This is a genomic window from Parafrankia sp. BMG5.11 (assembly GCF_004337455.1).
In genome coordinates this window covers 1-17,556 of sequence record NZ_SJXI01000005.1, presented here as the reverse complement: position 1 = coordinate 17,556, position 17,556 = coordinate 1, and the positions used below count along the sequence as shown (strand labels likewise).

14 protein-coding genes are annotated in these 17,556 nt (G+C 74.3%); 9 read left to right on the top strand and 5 right to left on the bottom strand.

Annotated features, from left to right (window positions below; translation table 11 throughout):
- Positions 1 to 52 precede the first annotated feature (52 nt).
- From E0504_RS04770 to E0504_RS04755, 4 genes are all read left to right on the top strand, one after another.
- Positions 53 to 478 carry a hypothetical protein gene (locus E0504_RS04770; RefSeq protein ID WP_112108801.1) on the top strand — a complete coding sequence of 142 codons (426 nt, stop codon included), beginning with the start codon at positions 53 to 55 and terminating at the stop codon, positions 476 to 478.
- Complete coding sequence (locus tag E0504_RS04765; protein ID WP_112108800.1) at positions 475 to 1,221, top strand: RibD family protein; 747 nt, start codon at positions 475 to 477, stop codon at positions 1,219 to 1,221. Before E0504_RS04770 ends, E0504_RS04765 begins: the two co-directional genes overlap by 4 nt.
- Before the next feature lie 93 nt (positions 1,222 to 1,314).
- Positions 1,315 to 2,172 (top strand): DUF1206 domain-containing protein, encoded by an 858-nt coding sequence (locus E0504_RS04760; protein ID WP_112108799.1) that lies wholly within the window; start codon positions 1,315 to 1,317, stop codon positions 2,170 to 2,172.
- A gap of 250 nt (positions 2,173 to 2,422) precedes the next feature.
- Positions 2,423 to 5,218: an ATP-binding cassette domain-containing protein gene (locus E0504_RS04755; protein WP_131622156.1), complete on the top strand. Its 2,796-nt coding sequence runs from the start codon at positions 2,423 to 2,425 to the stop codon at positions 5,216 to 5,218.
- Between the two features lie 300 nt (positions 5,219 to 5,518).
- Here the strand turns inward: E0504_RS04755 and E0504_RS04745 are convergent, their stop codons facing one another.
- Together E0504_RS04745 and E0504_RS04740 are read right to left on the bottom strand one after the other, a co-directional pair.
- Positions 5,519 to 5,884, bottom strand: coding sequence for a DUF962 domain-containing protein (locus E0504_RS04745; protein ID WP_235015031.1), 366 nt, complete (start codon positions 5,882 to 5,884; stop codon positions 5,519 to 5,521).
- Between the two features lie 197 nt (positions 5,885 to 6,081).
- Positions 6,082 to 6,678: a TetR/AcrR family transcriptional regulator gene (locus E0504_RS04740; protein WP_243657412.1), complete on the bottom strand. Its 597-nt coding sequence runs from the start codon at positions 6,676 to 6,678 to the stop codon at positions 6,082 to 6,084.
- A gap of 340 nt (positions 6,679 to 7,018) precedes the next feature.
- Between E0504_RS04740 and E0504_RS04735 the strand changes: the two genes are divergently transcribed.
- Together E0504_RS04735 and E0504_RS04730 are read left to right on the top strand one after the other, a co-directional pair.
- The gene (locus E0504_RS04735) at positions 7,019 to 8,551 is read left to right on the top strand and encodes an MFS transporter (RefSeq protein WP_112109216.1); all 1,533 of its coding nucleotides are present in this window, start codon (positions 7,019 to 7,021) and stop codon (positions 8,549 to 8,551) included.
- A gap of 74 nt (positions 8,552 to 8,625) precedes the next feature.
- Positions 8,626 to 9,612: a tRNA-dihydrouridine synthase gene (locus E0504_RS04730; protein WP_131622150.1), complete on the top strand. Its 987-nt coding sequence runs from the start codon at positions 8,626 to 8,628 to the stop codon at positions 9,610 to 9,612.
- Between the two features lie 83 nt (positions 9,613 to 9,695).
- On the opposite strand, the gene E0504_RS04725 is transcribed toward E0504_RS04730, so the two are convergent.
- Complete coding sequence (locus E0504_RS04725) at positions 9,696 to 10,103, bottom strand: molybdopterin-binding protein (protein ID WP_020462748.1); 408 nt, start codon at positions 10,101 to 10,103, stop codon at positions 9,696 to 9,698.
- A 205-nt stretch (positions 10,104 to 10,308) separates the two neighbouring features.
- Between E0504_RS04725 and E0504_RS04720 the strand changes: the two genes are divergently transcribed.
- Both E0504_RS04720 and E0504_RS04715 read left to right on the top strand, forming a co-directional pair.
- On the top strand, positions 10,309 to 10,764 hold the full coding sequence (locus E0504_RS04720) for a BlaI/MecI/CopY family transcriptional regulator (protein ID WP_131622148.1): 456 nt from the start codon (positions 10,309 to 10,311) through the stop codon (positions 10,762 to 10,764).
- A 5-nt stretch (positions 10,765 to 10,769) separates the two neighbouring features.
- Positions 10,770 to 11,939, top strand: coding sequence for a M48 family metalloprotease (locus E0504_RS04715; RefSeq protein ID WP_112109219.1), 1,170 nt, complete (start codon positions 10,770 to 10,772; stop codon positions 11,937 to 11,939).
- A gap of 67 nt (positions 11,940 to 12,006) precedes the next feature.
- Here E0504_RS04715 and E0504_RS04710 read toward each other — a convergent pair whose 3' ends face one another.
- Together E0504_RS04710 and E0504_RS04705 are read right to left on the bottom strand one after the other, a co-directional pair.
- Positions 12,007 to 12,876 (bottom strand): L,D-transpeptidase, encoded by an 870-nt coding sequence (locus E0504_RS04710; RefSeq protein WP_243657411.1) that lies wholly within the window; start codon positions 12,874 to 12,876, stop codon positions 12,007 to 12,009.
- Positions 12,877 to 13,148: 272 nt separating this feature from the next.
- Positions 13,149 to 15,026: a class I SAM-dependent methyltransferase gene (locus tag E0504_RS04705; RefSeq protein WP_131622146.1), complete on the bottom strand. Its 1,878-nt coding sequence runs from the start codon at positions 15,024 to 15,026 to the stop codon at positions 13,149 to 13,151.
- A gap of 242 nt (positions 15,027 to 15,268) precedes the next feature.
- Between E0504_RS04705 and E0504_RS04700 the strand changes: the two genes are divergently transcribed.
- Positions 15,269 to 17,233 (top strand): glycoside hydrolase family 3 protein, encoded by a 1,965-nt coding sequence (locus E0504_RS04700; protein WP_112109221.1) that lies wholly within the window; start codon positions 15,269 to 15,271, stop codon positions 17,231 to 17,233.
- Positions 17,234 to 17,556 lie beyond the last annotated feature (323 nt).

Genomic DNA, 17,556 nt, shown 5'->3' with positions numbered 1-17,556 from the left:
CCTCACCTCCGACAGATCTCCGCACCGACCGGTCCGTGCCATCCTCGGAGACATGACACCGATATCCGCTCCTGGCAGGAGCGCGCGGCCTGGTCGGCCGGGATTCGCCGCGGCGTTGTTCGTCGCGGCGGGCGCCGCCGGCCTCGCCGGCTGTGACCAGGTCTCCGAGGAGACCCGTGCGGCCGGCGCGACCGTGGTCTGCTCACAGATCAACATTCAGCCGAGCGAGATCGAACAGAATCCGGAGTCGGCGCGCCTGGTCGCCCTCCTCGTACGCGACCTGGCGCCCGAGGACGACATCCGGGCCATCGCCGACCGCGTCGCGGACGATCCGACGGTGCTCAGCCCCCGCGCCCAGCTCGCGGACTGGGTGGACCAGCGCTGCGGGAACGCCGTCGGCGGCTCGGGTGGTTCCGGTGGCTCGGGTGGCGGCGGGGCAGGCGGCGGGGACTCGGACGGCGAAGACTCCGAGGAGTGACCGCGCGCCCGTACGTGCTTCTGAGCTGCGCGATGTCACTGGACGGGCGGATCGACGACTGCTCGCCCCAGCGGCTGGTCCTCTCCAGCCAGGCCGATCTCGACCGCGTGGACGAGGTCCGGGCCGGTTGCGACGCGATCCTGGTCGGTGCCCGTACGCTGCGCCGCGACAATCCCGGCCTCGCGGTCCGCTCGGAGCTCCGCCGAGCCGAGCGGACGGCGGCCGGCCGGCCGGCGACGCCGCTGCGCGCCGTCCTGACCAGCGGCGGACGGCTCGACCCGGACGCCCGCTTCTTCCTGGACGGCGCGGAGAAGGTCGTCTACCGGTTCGCCGGAGCCGCGCCCCGGCCCGCGCCTGAATCTGGGCCCGGCGCTGGAGCCGGGGCGGGTACCGGGACCGGGACGCCGGCGCCGGCCGTCCCCCCGGATCTTTCCGTGGTGGCGACCGTCGTCGATCTCGAGGCGCCGCCGCTGGAGCACCTGCTGGACGACCTGAGCCGACGCGGCACGCGGCGCCTACTGGTCGAGGGGGGCACCACCGTGCACACCGCGTTCCTCACCGCGGGCCTGGTGGATGAGCTGCACCTGGTCATCGCGCCGTTCTTCGTCGGTGAGGCCGCCGCGCCGACGTTCGTCGGCCCGGGTTCGTTCCCGTTCGACACCGCGCACCGACTGCGGCTCGTGGACGTCCGCCAGCTCGACGGCGTCGTGCTGCTGCGTTACCTGACACCGTCCGTGACCTGATGTCGTCCGGCTGACGCCTATCCGTTTTGTGGGCCTCCCGTCGGGCAGACGGCCTAAGGGCGTTCCGCCCGAACTGTTCGTCGAGGAGGACCCGTGTCCGTACCCAGTGTCGCGCGACCAGGGCGCGCGGCCGCGTCTGCCGGCGGCGCCAAGGCCCGGCGTGCCCACGACAGCAAGGCGGTCGACCTGACCGCACGCCTCGGTTTCGCAGCCCGAGGACTGGTCTACGTCCTGATCGGGATCATCGCCCTCCAGATCGCGTTCGGCGGTTCCGGGGAGCAGGCGAACCGGCAGGGCGCGCTGCGGGAGATCTCGGACAAGCCCTTCGGCGCGGCGGTGCTGATCCTGCTCGTCATCGGATTTGTCGGATATGCGCTGTGGCGCCTGCTGGAAGCGGCCGTCGGGCACCACGAGGAATCCGACGAGAAGAAGCGCACAGCCAAGCGGGTGGTGTCCGGTATCCGCGGTGTGATCTACCTTGTGATCGCGGGCAGCGTCGTCGCCTTCCTCACCTCGGGTAGTTCGGGATCCGGCTCTGGTGAGCCCGCTCCGTATACGGCACGGGTCATGGATAACACCGGTGGCCGGTGGCTGGTCGGCGCGGTCGGCCTGATTGTGGTCGGTGTCGGCATCGGCATGATCGTCAAGGGTGTGACGACCAAGTTCGAGGAGAAGCTCAGGAGCGGGGAGATGAGCCCCGCGATGCGCGCCGCCAGCAAGCGCGTCGGCCAGGTCGGCTACGTCGCGCGCGGCATCGTGTTCGGCCTGGCCGGGGTGTTCGTGGTCAAGGCCGCCGTCGAGTTCGACCCCGACGAGGCCAAGGGCTTCGACGGCACGCTCCGCACGATCGCCGACCAGGCGTACGGCCAGGTGCTGCTCGTCGTCTGTGCCGTCGGCCTGGTCCTGTTCGGTGCCTACTCCTTCATCGAGGCGCGGTACCGCAAGCTCTGAACCAGCTCCCCGCACGGCCGAACCGCCCGCCGGACGAAGGCGGGCGGTTCGGATCATCCGCCCTGGTGGTTTGCTTTGTCGGTCGTCGCCTTCCGGACATGTCGCGGATCAGTGCAGAATCCGTCGGGTCGGGAAGGCAGACTAGGTGTCGTCGAGCGGACGATCAACGTCGTCGCGCGGCCACGGCGTCGCCTGGCCGGCACTGACATCGCAGCCGGCACCATGGCGGTAGGGGCAAAGGGGAGTACAGGTGGATCGGACCACGCTGAGCGTGATCAGCCCGGCGGGCCACAACACGCTGACGGGCGACGCTCCGTGCGTGGTCGGTCGAGCACGCGGCGCGGACATCGTCATCAACGACGCGCGGGTGTCCCGGCGTCATCTCGTGCTTGAGCCGGTCGCCGGCGGCTGGCATGTGCGGGACACCAGCGCCAACGGCCTCTGGCAGGACGGGCGCCGGATGGGGGACACCACGGTCCGCTCGACCGAGGTCCGTTTCCGGCTCGGCGCCGCGGACGGCCCTGAGGTCGTGCTGGTGCCCTCGTCCGTCGGGCTGGCCTCCGGTGCCGGAGCGGGCTCCGCGCCCGCCGCCTCGGCACCCGCTCCCGCGGTCCCGGCCGGGCCGCCGCCGCGCGTGGCGGGTGCGCCGGGATGGCCGTCGCCCAACCCCAACCCCGGTCCCGCGCCCGTCGGCCCAGGTCACACGCCTACTCCCGGCCACGCGCCCACCCCCGGTCAGGCGCCTGCCCCCGGTCGCGCGCCCGCCTCCGGCCGGGCCCGGGTAGCGGCACCGCCGACGGCCCCGGCATCGGCCCGCCCGCCGGTCCCGGGGGGCCACCAGCCACCGCACGCCGGGGGCCCGGGCGCCGCCGGCCCGGACACCGCCTCCGCGGCGCTCGGCCTGGAGACGGCGCAGAGCGCCATCGTGCACGCCCGCCGCAAGATGCACCCGCTGCGGCCCGGCACGCTCCGGCTCGGCCGCTCGCGCGACAACGACATCTCCGTCTCGGACCTGCTCGCCTCGCGGCACCATGCCGAGCTGCTGGTCGCCCCCGGCAGGGTCGAGGTCGTCGACCTCGGGTCGGCGAACGGCACGTTCCTCAACGGCCAGCGCATCGGGCGGGCACAGGTCGGGCAGCGCGACGTCATCGCGATCGGGCACCACCTCTACCAGCTCGAGGGCGACTCGCTGGTGGAGTACGTCGACTCGGGTGACGTCGCCTTCGAGGTGCAGGCGCTGTCGGTGTTCGCCGGCACCAAGCAGCTCATGCACGACATGACCTTCCGGCTCCCGGGCCGCTCGCTGCTCGGGGTGGTCGGTCCCAGTGGTGCGGGCAAGTCGACCCTGCTCAACGCGCTGACCGGCTTCCGCCCGGCGGACGTGGGCTCCGTCCGCTACGCCGGGCGGGATCTCTACGCCGAGTACGACGAGCTGCGCCGGCGGATCGGCTACGTCCCGCAGGCCGATCCGCTGCACGCCCAGCTCACCGTGCGTGAGGCGCTCGAGTACGGTGCCGAGCTGCGGTTCCCGGCGGACACCACGGCGCAGGAGCGGCGGGCCCGGGTGGCGGAGGTCATCGGCGAGCTCGGTCTGACCGCGCACGCCGACACGGCGGTGAGCCGGCTGTCGGGCGGGCAGAAGAAGCGGACGTCGGTGGCCCTCGAGCTGCTGACCCGGCCGTCGCTGCTGTTCCTGGACGAGCCGACGTCGGGGCTGGACCCGGCGAACGACCAGTCGGTGATGGAGACGCTGAAGGGCCTGGCCAAGGGCGGCGGGGTCGGTTCGGCGGACGAGAGCGGCCGCACGGTCATCGTCGTCACGCACAGCGTGCTGTTCCTGGACCTGTGCGACTACATCCTGGTGCTCGCCCCGGGTGGGCACGTGGCCTACTTCGGCCCGTCGGACGGGGCGCTGCGCTTCTTCGGCAAGGAGGACTTCCGCGAGTTCGCGGCGGTGTTCCGGGAGCTGGAAAGCACGCCGGGTGCGGAGATGGCGGCCCGGTTCCGTGCCTCGGAGTACTTCGTGCCCTCCGCGGTCGTGGCGCCGATCGTGCGCAAGGCGCCGGCGGAGCTGCCGAGCGTGCGCCAGCAGCCGGTCACCTCCCAGCTCGCGACGCTGACCCGGCGATATCTGCGGGTCGTGCTGGCGGACCGTTCCTACCTGCGGCTCATCGCCGCCTTCCCGTTCCTGCTCGGGATCATCCCGCGGGTGATCCCGGCCCCCGACGGGCTGAAACCCCTGCCGGACGCACCGAACCCGGACGCGATGAAGGTCCTCGTGGTGCTGGTGTTGTGTGCGTGTTTCATGGGGATGGCGAACTCGGTCCGCGAGATCGTCAAGGAACGCGACATCTACCGGCGGGAACGAACGATCGGCCTGTCCCGGACGGCCTATCTCGGTTCGAAGATCATCGTCCTCACCGGTATCACGACCCTGCAGTGCGTGATCTTCACGCTGATCGGGCTGGTCGGCCGCACGCCGCCGGAGGCGTCCCTGCTGGGCTCGCCGCTGGTGGAATGCCTGGCCGCGGTGATCGTCGCTGCGCTGGCGTCCATGATGATCGGCCTGCTCGTGTCGACACTGGTCGACAACGCGGACAAGACGATGCCGATCCTGGTGCTGGTGACCATGGCGCAGCTCGTGCTCTCCGGCGGGCTGGTGTCGCTGTCCGGCCGTCTGGTGATGGAGCAGGTCGCGTGGATCGCCCCCGCCCGGTGGGGCTTCGCGGCGCTGGCGTCCACCGACGACCTCAACGAGGTGTCCAAGCTGGGCAACGAGGTGCTGCGCACGGACCCGGCCGACGGGCTGTGGGAACACAGCGCGGGCATCTGGGTGCTCGACGTCGTCCTCGGCCTGGTCCTCGGCGCGGCGGCGCTCGCGCTGACCTCGATGATGCTGCGCCGGATCGACCCCAAGGTGACCCGGCCCGCCGGCCCGCCGCCGGGAGTCGGCCGCCCGCCGCAGGCCGGGCAGGCACCGCCGGCCGGCCCCGGTGGCCCCGGTGGCCCCGGTGGCTACGGTGCCGCGCCCGGCGCGCGCCGCTAGTACGGCAACGGCATTTGGGTGTTCCCTGCTCCGCACGCCGCGGTCACCACCAACCTCAATCGATCTTGGTGTTCCGCGGAACACCGGAGCGCCGGTGCCAACCGGCGCGGCACGTCGGCTCGGGGACGAGCGGATACGTCCGCGGAAACTCCACTCGGCCGACGTCGTCCGGGCCTGGTCGGCCTGGCGCAGGCGACACCGACACCAGGCCCGACGCCGCCATTACCAACGACGAGGTCACGCACAAGTGCCGTTGCAACTAGGCGCGTCCCGCTGGGCCGATCCCGCAGGGTCCGGGGCCTAGGTCCGGGAGCGGCGTGGCGGGCGGGTCTGGCCGCCCAGGCCGCGCCCGGCGAGCAGATCGGCGACTTCCTCGCACCAGAACGCCAGCCCGCACAGCTGGTAGGTGACGAAGCCCTTGGTCAGCGTGGGGCTGTTCTGCTCGAAGACCGAGTGCCCGGCGACCTGCAGTGCCCAGCTCGCCACGAACATCGGCAGGCCCACCTTGGGCCGGCCGACGAGCAGCGGCAGGGAGAAGGCCACGCCGGGGATACCCACGAGATGAGTTGCCCGGATTCCCCGCGTGGTGTGCTGGGACCGGTAATAGGCCATCTTCTCGGCGAACGGCGCGGACGCCGGCGGCGGCTCAGGCTCCCGGGAAGTCACGGGCCCCCTGGAAGTCAGGGGTTCCCGGAAGGGCCCGGGTGCTGGCGCGGCCGGCCTGCCGCCGAGTGGTGAGTCGGCAGTCGTCATGGACGCCCCCTCGCTTCGTCTCGTCCCCGAACATCATCGACGACGAGGGCGGGCAGCTCCAGCCGAGCTGGTGGGTCGCCTACGTCCGGCACGGCGGGCGGCGGCGGGGATCAGCGGGCGGCCTGCTCCGCGGCCGTGCTCGGCCCGAGCGCGGGCGGCCCGAGCGCGGGCGTCCCGGGGGCGGGGGCCGGCCCGCCCGGGGTGGCCATCGCACGCAGAGCCTCGAGCATCTGGCGGCGCAGCTCCCCGGTCGGCGGGGCAAGCCCGAGCAGCTCGGCCAGCCACATCCCGTCGGCCGCCATGCGGATCAGCGTCGCGGCCGCCGGGTCGATGCGGTCCTGGACGAGGCGGTTCTGCCAGTGCTCGTATCGCTGGCGGAAGCGTTGCAACCGCTCGGGATCGGCGATGAGGGCGGCCAGGAACCCGACCTCGGCCGTGCTGTCCCGAGGCTGGACGCCGGCCGCCGTCGTGGCGTCCAGGTAGGCACGTGCCCAGCCGCCGGGCCGGTCGTCCAGCACCGCCCGGGCGGTGACCTCCGACTCGAACTCGTCGTTCCACCGGTCGTAGAGCGCGTCGATGAGCGACGCCCGCGTCGGAAAGTGGTGTAAGAGGCCGCCCTTGGAGACCGCCGCCTCGCGGGCGACGGCGTCCAGGCTGAGTGCCTGACTGCCGTGCCGGGTGAGGACACGCCAAGCCGCGTCCAGCAACCGTTGTCGCGTCGCAGCCGGGTCCGAGGCGGGCACGAGCGCCATTGTGCCGCACTGACCGGCCCACCTGGCACTTCGCACCGCGCTGCCTATGCTACCGGGTTGACCGACCGTCCGGACGGACGGTAGTACTTCGACGGGACGAACCGGGCGGAGGACCCGGAAGCGCGTCAGCCCGAGCCAGGCGCTCGAGGCGGTTCGGACGCGCGCCGACGGGGGCGACGGAGCTATGCGAAGAGCAACGGGAAGCGCGGGACCATCCAGTCGGCCGTGGCCCGGCCGAGAACACCGAACCGAGCCCGCGGACCGAACCGAGCCCGCGGGCGGCGCGGGGCCAGGCATGCCGGGTGGGCCACGAGGGCCGGACGGGCCACGAGGGTCAGCAGGGCCATCCGCGGGAACCGGTCCGGGCGGGCCACAGGCCGCCTCGCTGACCCACGGCGCCGTCGGACGTCTGGTGGTCGCCCTCGGCACGGCCACGCTGCTGCAGTGGCTCGGGGCGTTCGCGATCGCGCCGATCCTCCCGCTCTACCTGGAGGAACGGGACGTCTCCGCCGGCGGGGTCGGCGTGGTCATGGCCGCGTTCTTCCTCGGCGCGCTGCTCTCCCAGTACCCCGCGGGCCTGGCCACCACGACGCGGGGGCACCGCCCGGTGCTGGTCGCGGGGCTCGTCGCCTACGCCGTGGGGTGCGCCGGGCTGATCGTCTCACCGGGGATCATGTGTGACACGGCGATGCGGGTGCTGCAGGGGGCCGGGGCCGGGGCGTTCGAGGTGGCCGTGCTCACCGCGATCGCCGCGACCGTGCCGCCGGACCTCACCGGCCGGGCCGTCAGCGCCGTCTACACCGGTCAGATCGCCGGCACCGCCATCGGTCCGCTGCTCGGCGGGCTGGCTGGCGAGCAGCGGATGGACCTGCTCTTCCTGGGCGCAGGGGTGGCCGCGGCGGTCGCCTCCGTCCCGGTGCTCGTCCTGCTCCGGCCGGACGGCCCCGGTCACGCGCCGGCGCTGTCTGTGGCCTCCACCGGCTCCGACGCCTCCGCTGTCGGTCCCACCGCGGGTGGGGGTGCGGGCGTCCCCGGTGGGCGGGCGGGCGGCGCGGAGGCGGTCGCGGCCGTGGCGGCAGTCGCCGTGCACCGCGACGGTTCCCCTGGTCATGCCGGCCGGCGGGCTCCCGCGTGGGCGTCCCGGCGGCGAACATGGTCACCCCTCGCCGTGGTGGGGCCAGGGATCGAGGGGCTGCTGCTGGTCGCCGCGGTGAACGGCCTGGCCGTCGGGACCTACGAGACCTGCTGGAGCCTCCTGCTGACCGACCGGGGCATCTCGACGGAGCTGGTCGGGCTCAGTTTCACTCTGTTCTCGCTGCCCTACATCGTCTGCGCCATGCCCGCGGGCTGGCTCGCCGACCACAACGACCGCCGATGGCTGGTGGTGGCGGCCACGGCCACGACGGGTGTCACCGTCGCCACCTACTCGTTCATCGGGTCGTTCTGGCTGATCGTCCTCGTGAGCTGTGCCGAGGCGATCGCGCTGGCCGTGAGCTTCCCATCCGCCCAGTCGCTGCTGGCGCAGGAGTCCGGGCCCGGTGGTGCCGGGCGGGCGCAGGGCCTGTTCACGACGACCCAGACCGCCGCGACGGCCGGGGCGGCGCTGACGTCGGGCGCCCTGTACGCGGCGAACGCACACCTCCCGTTCGTGCTGACGGCCGTCGCGGCGCTCGCGGTCGCCGGTTCGCTGCCGTGGCTGTGGCGCAGGGTGCGGGGGACCGTGGTGCCCGCCGCCGTGCCGTCCGGGGCCGTGCCGGCGGGGGCCGTGCCGGCGGCGAGCACGGGACCCGCCGGCGGGGCGCTCGCCAGCCACCTGATCACCCGGTAAGGGGGGTGCGCTGGCCGTTACGCTGGCCGCGTGGCAGGCAGCGAGGGGCTCATCCCGGTGACCGGCGGCGCGGCGTGACGGGCGAGGCGCCGCCGGGGGGCGGGGTCACGCTCGCCGGGGTCGCGCTCGAACACCCGATCATGAACGCCGCGGGCACCTGCAAGACCGTCGAGGACGTCACCGCCCTCGCCCGCGGAGCCGTCGCCGCGGTCGTCGTCGGCTCGATCACGCGAGACGCCCGCACCGGCAACGGCGGCGAGGTCTACTGGTCCGGCGGCTCCTACTCGCTCAACGCGCTCGGCCTGCCCAACCGGGGGATCGGGTACTACGCCGAACAGCTCCCGGCGATGGCCGACATCGCTCACGGGTACGGCAAGCCGCTGGTGGTCAGCGTGGCCGGGTTCGCCGCCGAGGAGTACGCGACGCTGGCCCGTGTCGCCGCGGACACCGGTGCGGACCTGATCGAGCTCAACCTCGGATGCCCGAACGTGTGGGACGGCGGCTCGCAGAAGCGCATCGCCTGCTTCGACCCCGGTCAGACCGACGCGATCTGCGCCCAGGTCGAGGCCGCCCTCGCCGCCGGCCGGGCAGGCCCCGGCCACCGGCGCGCGCCCGCGTACGGGGTCAAGGTCTCGCCGTTCTCCGATCCCGAGGCCCTGGCGGATCTGGCCGCGCTGCTCGGCCGCCGATCGGAGGCCGACGGCGGGCCGAGGTTCGTCACGGCCGTCAACACCTTCCCGAACGCCCTGGTCCTCGACGACCGACGGCGCCCCGTCCTCGACGTGGCCCTCGCCGGGCTGAGTGGAGCCGCGCTCAAGCCGGTGGGCCTCGGCCAGGTGCGCCAGCTCCGTGCCCTCCTGCCCGAGCAGGTGGACGTCGTCGGCGTCGGCGGCGTGCTGGGCGGCCGGGACGTCGCCGACTACCTGGCCGCCGGCGCCCGAGCGGTCCAGGGGGCGACGGCCTTCTGGAACCGGGGCGAGGACCCGACGGTCTTCGGTGACATCCTCAGCGACTGGATCGACGCCGGGAGCATGGCAGACACGAGCGCCGGGGTCGGCTGAGCGACTGGAGCGCGGCCGCCAGCGCCGCGCGAAAGGCGCCGCCGAGGCGGCTGAGCCCCGTGCAGGTGAGCCCGTGCAGGCCGTCAGTGCCGCTCGGGAAGCTCGATCACCACGTTCGTCGCCTTCACGGTGCCCACGGCGAGCACGCCGGGCTCCAGGCCCAGCTCGTCCGCGGCCTCGCGGCTCATCAGCGAGACCACGCGGTGCCGCCCCGACTGGATCTCCACCTGGGCCATCACGTCGTCGCGGCGCACCCGCGTCACGATGCCGGGAAAGCGGTTGCGCGCCGAGGCGCCGACGATCGCCGGTGGGGTCAGCGGCAGCTCGCCGGCGATGTCGATCGCGAACTGCGCGAGCACGGCTCCCTCGACGGCCTGCCGGCCCGCTCCGTCACGCACCGTCGGTAGCCGGCCGCCGTCGGCCCAGCGACGCACGGTGTCGTCGCTGACGCCGAGCAGTCCGGCGACCTCGCTGATCCTGAAGGTCGACATGCCGGCACCATATCCGGCCCCGCTGTCGGTGGCGTCGCGGCCGGTCGCGGCCCGATCCCCGTCGGGGGAGCGCGGCGTGGCCCCGTGGTGTTCCGTCTCATGACGGGAGCCGGCCGGGGCCGGCCGCCTCGTATCGTGGTCCGCGTGAGGCGGGGTGCGGACGGGCTGGTCCCGGGGCCGCGGAAGCTGCCGGGGGGCCGGTGTGATGGACGAGGGTTCGGAGGAGCCGGAGCCCGAGGCGGTGCCTGCCGCGCGGCGGCGTCCACCCGGGTCGCTGGAGGAAGAGGTGCTCGGTGTGCTGCACCGCTCCGGGGAGCTCTCGCCGGGTGAGGTCCGCGATCTTCTTCCTGCCACCGCGAGGCTGTCCTACAGCGCGGTGGTCACCACTCTCACCCGCCTGCACACCAAGGGTGTGGTCACCCGTCGGCGGCACGGGCGGGGCTATGTCTACTCCGCGCCGGGGGATCCAGCCACGCTCGTCGCGTGGCGGATGAACCGGCTTCTCGCCGGGCAGGCCGATCACCGCCGCGCCCTGACGCACTTCATCGCCGCGCTCTCGCCCACCGACGAGGCGCTCGTCCGCGATCTTCTCGCCTCCGCGCCGGCCCCCGCCGAGCACGGTGAGCACGGGCGCGGCTCCGAGTCGCGCCGGCAGGGCTGAGCCCGGTGGTCGACCAACTGCTCGTATCCCTCGTCCTGGCGCCCGCGGCGGGTGTGGTGACGAGCCGCATCCTGGTCGATCGGCTGCCCCCGCGGGTTGCGGTGCTCGGGTTCACCGCCGCCGCGGTCCTGTTCGCGCTGGCCAGCGCCGCGAGCCTGCTCGCGTTCGGGATGCCCGCGGCGGCGGGCCTGATCGGGTTCGCCCCCGACCTGCGCGCGGTGGCGCGCTCCTGGCAGATCGCCGTGGCACCGCTGTGGGCGTCGTGGATGTGCCTGGCGCTCGGCGCGGCCGTGATCACCTCGGTGGCGGTGACCGGGCGGCGCCAGTACGACTCCCTGCGCGCGGCCCGCACGGAGGCGGCGGCGCTGCCGGGAACCGGCGAGGTGGTGGTGATCCCCGACGGCCGTCCGGACGCCTTCGCGCTTCCCGGCGCGCCGGGGCGGATCGTCGTCACGGAGGGAATGCTCACGGCGCTCGGTGACGGCCGCCACCAGGCGCTCCTCGCTCACGAGCGGGCGCACCTGGCCGGCCGGCACCACCGCTTCGCGTTCACCGCGCGCCTCGCGGCCGCTGCCCTCCCAGCGTTGCGCCCCATGGTCACCCTGATCGACTACGTGATCGAGCGCTGGGCGGACGAGCAGGCGGCACAGGAGGTCGGCGACCGCCGGTCGGTCGCCCACGTCGTCGGAACAGCCGCGCTCGCCGCGACGGAACAGGCCGACCGGCATTCGGCGGCCGCCGGGACGGGAAGTTCACGGATCGGGCGGCGGGTCCCGTCCACGCTCCAGCGGATCGTGCGCGGCCCCGGGTGGCCAGGCGAGCCCTGCCACGACCTCGTCCGCGGCGAGCGCGCCCGGCACGCTCAGTCCGCCCCGCACGCTCAGCCCGCCCCGCCAGCCCGGCACTCCAAGCGCAGGGGCCTCGCCCGCAGTCGGCGCCAGCGGGCCGAGGCCGTCCCGCCGGCGATGCTGCGGGCCGGCGCGCCCGGCCGCGGTCCCCGGCCCGGGCCGGTGCCACGCCGGATCGCGGCCCTGCTCGACGCGCCGCTGCGGGGCAACCACGGGCTGCTGCTGGTGGCCCTGCCGGCGGCCCTCGCCGCCGCGTCGTGCGGTGTCGCCGTCGAGGCGTTGCTCGACCTGCCCTACCGCCGCGTGTTCGCCATCGCCGAATCCTGAACAGCCGCCCCGAACCCTGATCGGCCGCCCTCGGACGAGGGCTCGGCGAGGGCCCGCGCCCGTCGGCTCACCCGACGATCGTGATCGGGGTGCCGAGCGGGACGACGTCCACCAGCCGGAGCAGGTCGGCGTTGCGCAGCCGGACGCATCCCATACTCACGTCCGAGCCGACCAGGTCCGGGCGGTTGGTGCCGTGCAGGCCGATGATGCCCTCGGCGCCGTTGAACTGGGTGATCACGTCGGAGAACCCGGACAGGCCGAAGGCGAACGGCCCCCAGGGGCCGTTCGGGTCGCCCGGGCGCAACAGCTCGGTCAGGTAGAACGTGCCGGTCGGGGTGGGGGTCGCCCCGGTACCGATCCCGACCGGCAGCTTCGTGACCACCGTGTTGTCGCGAAAGATCGTCAGCTGGTGCTCCGAGCGGTCGACGAGCAGCTCGAACGGCGTGGTCGAGATCGTCGTGTCCGCCGTGCGAACCCATCCCACGCTGCCGTTCGGCCGGACGGGAACCTTGACCCGCAGCCAGGCGGGCTGCCGCTCCTCGACGCCGAAGAGCAGCGGAACACCGCGGGGGTTCGGGCTCGCCAACGTCCAGCGTGGCTCGTCGTCGCCGGGCCGCCCGAAGATCTTGATCTGGGGGACGTCCGCGTGCGCGACCCAGCTCCAGCCGGCGGGCAGAGCCAGCTCGGCGCCGTCGCCGGCGGGCGTGCCGTCCTCGCGGGGCGTCGCGCCGCCGGCGCGCGGGCCGACCGAAGGGCTCGCGCCGGGCGCCGGGTGGGGGCGCGGGCCGGGATCCGGTGCGGGACTCCGACCGGACCCGCCGCAGCCGGCGAGCAGCGTCATGCCCACCATCGCGGACAGCAGGACAGCGGTGGCCGCTGCCGGCCCACGCCGCCGGCCAGCGGTGTCCTGCTGTCCCCGCCGCATCCTTCCAGTCATGCCCCCCACACCCCCCGAGACGCGTGCCTTGCCGTGCCGGCGTCACGGCCGCGGCTGGGCCGGGTGGTCCGGCGGGACCACGAGCGCGGAGATCGTCTGTCCCCCTGGCAGCCACCTCGCTACCCTGCGGCCACTGTCGTCGCTCAGAGTAATGAAAGGGAGGGGGGATCATGCGAACGCCAGCCCGGCGGATGAACCGCGCCGCAGCCATCGTCGCCGGGCCCTGCTGCCGGGCGGGGCATCAGCGCCCGTCCGGCAGCAGGGCAGGCGGCTCAGGGCAGGCGGGCCAGGATCCGGTAGGCGTTCGAGCGCCTACCGGTGGTGAGGTACGGCCGGCTCGCCATGTCCCACGCGATCGCCGCCGGCATCGCGGTGAACACCGCCGCGCCGACGAGGGCGCGCCGGCCGCGGGCCAGGCCGGGCCGGCTGACCTCGCGCCACGGGACGGCCGGTGACGGTGTCGCGCGCTGCCACATCCCCCAGAAGACCACCGGGGCGTCCCCGCGCTGGTGCGTCTCACCGAAGCGCACGTCCAGCACCTCGAGGCCGACCTCGCCGAGGGCGGCCGTCAGGTTGTCGGCCGGGACGAGATGCTGGTGCTGCGGCACGAACCAGCCCGGCCAGTACGTCCCGTACCACCGGGCGGCCGGGCTCTGCGCGTTCGGCACCTCGATGAGCAGGTGGCCGCCCGGGGCGAGGACCTCGGCGGCGGCGCGCAGCTCGGCCCGCGGGTCCCGGGTGTGTTCGAGGTAGTGGAACATGCTCACGACGTCGTAGCGCCCGCTCATCGTCCCGGCGAGGTCGGGCAGCAGCCCCCGGTAGGCCTGGTCGACCCAGCCCCGGCGCTCCGCCTCGCCTATGGCCGCGCCGATGTCCAGACCGTCGAACGAGGTCGTCGGCCACACCTCGCGTGCGGCGGCGCAGAAGTGCCCGAACCCGCCGCCGACGTCCAGCCAGCGCCGTGGCGTGGGTATGTCGATCCGCGCCCGTTCCAGGTAGCTGTCGGTGTTGCGGCGGAAGAGCTCCTCGGTCAGCCCGGAGCCCAGGCCGGAGTAGGTGTCCCGGTAGTAGAAGTCGAGGCCGTCGAGGGTCAGCCGCGGGTTCTGGAAAACATGGCCGCAGCCGCCGCAGCGGTCGTACCGGAACACCCCCGGCTTGACCTGGATGGCGTCCGCGCCGCGCAGGGCCAGCGAGAGGTCCGTGCCGCCGCACCAGGGGCAGCTCGTCGTGGCCGGCTCCAGGAACCGGTCGATGCCGGCGGCCAGGTCGGCGGCGTACTCACGCCGCTTCGCGGCCAGCACGGCGGGCTCGGGGGCGGGCGGCCCCGGCCTGGGCAGGTCCACGCCCGAGCCCGTCACCGCGCCGCCGACCGCCGACGCGAGGGTCCGCAGCGCGGGCCGCCGGCGGGTCAGCGGGCTGCGGACGAGGTCGGTGGCGGGTACCCGGATGCGCCCGGCTCCGACGACCAACGGCTGCAGCCACGACAGCACCGCCGCGCCGAGCGCCCAGCCCGGGGCCGCGGTGGCCCCGGCGGCCACCGCGAGGTCGCGGGCGAGAGGGAAGAACGGTTGGCCGGGCTCCCACGGGCGAGCGGCGAACTGCACCGCGACCCGGTCCGACCCGTCCGCCGACCCGGTCGGCGGCCCGCCGTCCGCGGGTGTGAAGCCGTCCGCGGTGGTGAGGCCCGGCAGGATCGCCAGATCCGTCGACGCGGGCGCGAGCAGCTTGAGGGCCGCCGTCGCCGCGACCAGGTCGACGCGGCTCGGGTCCTTCAGGTCGAGCCCGGTGCGCTCCAGGACGTCCCGGTCGACCAGCAGCGCACGGAAGGCTCCGCGCCCCCGTTCCAGCCGCTGGGTGCGGTAACGCGCCGGATCGACCAGCCGCGCGAGGTCGAGCAGTTCGTGCGCGGGCAGCTGGGCCGGCACGAGGTCCAGGACGGTGAGGCCCTCCCGCAGCGCGTGCGCGCTCGCCGCCCGCCGGGCCGGCTCGTCGAGGCGGACGCCGTCCGCCAGCAGAAAGACGTGCGAGGGGTGTACCGGCTCGTCGGCCGGTGCGATGACGGCGAGTTCCCGCATCCGTGCGCGCAGCCGCAGGCCGTTGATCCCGACGCCCGCGCATGCGGCGACCGGCAACAGTGCTCGACGGTTCATGACGCCTCCTGTCTTGGCACCTCCGGAGGCGCCGCGACGGTCACCTCGCAACGTACGTCCCCGTGCGCTCCGCTCCGCGCCCACCCCACCCCGCTTGGCGATCCATGATGGTGTGTACGGTTCGCTCCCGTTGCCGGCTGGTTTCGGTTCCCGGCCGGTTCCGAGCGGTCCGGTCCGGGCAGGTGAGGTCACAGACGGTGCGAGGAGACGGATCGGGCGACTCGCGGGCGAGGGGATGGTCAATGCGGCGTGTGCGGGTCGTCGGGGTGGCGCTCGCGGTCGTCCTGGCGGCGCTGGCCGGTGTCACGGCGTTCGCCTGGGCGGTCCGCGGCACCGACGCGGGCGGCTCGATGGCGGACCGGCTCAGCCTCGCCGACGGCGACACCGCAGGCGGCTCCGCCAGGGCGGGGGACCCGGGCGGCGGCGCGGCGGGCGCGGAATCCGGGCGCGGCACCGCGGAGCACCCCGCCGAGGGCCCGGAAACCGGCGCCGACGAGCTGTCGGCCGCCGACCCGGGCGGCGCGGGGAGCGGCCCCGGCGCCGGTTCGGCCGAGGAGAACAGCTGGGTCGAGTCCACGCTGGCCGGCCTGTCGCTGGAGCAGCGCGTAGGCCAGATGATGATGGGATACGTCTTCGGTACCGCGGGCGCCGACCGGAGCCCGGCCGTTGTCACCGCGAACCGGCGGACGTCCGGTGTGGACACGGCCGCCGAAGCCGTCGCGAGACGGGGCCTGGGCGGCGTGATCTACTTCGACGCCGGCGGGACGGGCCCGGGGGCGCTCCCGGACAACATCGTCAACCCGAACCAGGTCAAGACGCTGTCCGCGGACCTGAGCGCGGCGGCCAGCATCCCGCTGCTGATCGCCGCGGACCAGGAGCAGGGAACGGTGCTGCGCGTCCGGGACGGCGTGACCCTGCTGCCCGGCCAGATGGCACAGGGCGCGACGGGACGTCCCACCGACGCGCGGGACGCCGCGCAGATCACCGGCGCGGACCTGCGCGCCCTGGGCATCAACGTCGACTTCGCCCCGGACGCGGACGTCAACAGCGACCCGGCGAACCCCGTGATCGGTGAGCGCTCCTTCGGCGACGACCCTGCGGCGGTCGGGCGGTTCACCGCGGCGGCGGTCGAAGGATACCGGCAGGTCGGGGTGGCCGCGGCCGCGAAACACTTTCCCGGGCACGGCGCGACGTCCGTCGACAGCCACGCCGACCTGCCGACGATCACCAGAGACCGGGCGGCGCTGACGGCGCTCGACCTGCCGCCGTTCCGGGCGGCGATCGCCGCGGGCGTACCGATGGTCATGGTCGGTCATCTGAACGTCCCCGCGCTCGACCCGGCCGCGCCGGCGACGCTGTCGAAGCCGGTGGTCGACGGCCTGCTGCGCCACGAGCTCGGCTTCGACGGCGTCATCGTCACCGACGCGCTGAACATGGCCGCGATCACCGAGCACAACACGCCCGGCGGCGCGGCGGTGCGAGCCGTCCAGGCCGGCGTCGACATGCTGCTGATGCCGCCGGACCTGGCGCAGGCGCTTGATGCTGTGGTTTCCGCTGTGCGCTCCGGGGCGATCGTTCCGGAGCGGATCGACGCGTCGGTACGTCGAATCCTGAGGATGAAGTGGAGGCTGGCGCACACCGAGCCCGCCGCGGCCCGAACCCCCGAGGAGGCGGCGGCCACCGCAGCCGCGATCGCCGAGCGGGCGATCACGCTCCTTGACCAGCCGACGTGTGACCTGCTCCCGCTCAGCCGCGGCACCGCCGGCGCAGGTGCGGGCGGGACGCAGCCGGCGGTGGAGGTCTCCGGGCCGTCAGGCGCCGCGAAGATGCTCGTGGACGCCCTGGGTGCCCGGGGGATCGGCGCCCGGTTGGCCGCCCAGGGCTCCGGCCGCCCGCCAGCGCCGCCCGCAGCGGGCGCCTCGGGAGCGGGTACGGCTGTGGTCCGGGTGGTGCTGGTCGGGAACTCGCCGCCGCCCGTCACCGATCGGCGGACCGTGGTCGTGTCGACCGGGACGCCCTACCGTCCGCCGGTGGCCGCAGGGGCGTGGCTGGCGAGCTATTCACGCGACCCAGCGTCGATGAAGGCGCTGGCGGCGGTGCTGGCCGGCGCGGTGCCACCCTCCGGCCGGCTGCCGGTCGTCACCCGAACCGCGACCGGCACCGCGTTGCCGCGCGGCGCAGGCCTACCGACCCCGCGCGCCTGCTGACCTCGGCCGCTCCTCCCGACCCGTGGTCGGTGGCGTGCCTGCCGCCGGGCCCCATCGCCGCAGGTGGTGGGCTGTGGTCCGCGCCGGTCGGGGTCGGCGCTGCGCCCCGTCGACGTTGCCCGGCAGGAGCCCGGGCGGAGGCCTACCGCCCGGGCTCCTGCCGGGGATTGATAGCACTTTGCCCAGCGCCAGGGCCGCCACCGTGGACCCCAAACCACCACAACCTGGGCGCTAGAAAACAACTGTGGCGGGTGAGTGAGTCCATGGACTCACTCACCCGCCACGCATCAATGCTGGGGCTGGTAAGGGTGCCGGGGAAGGTG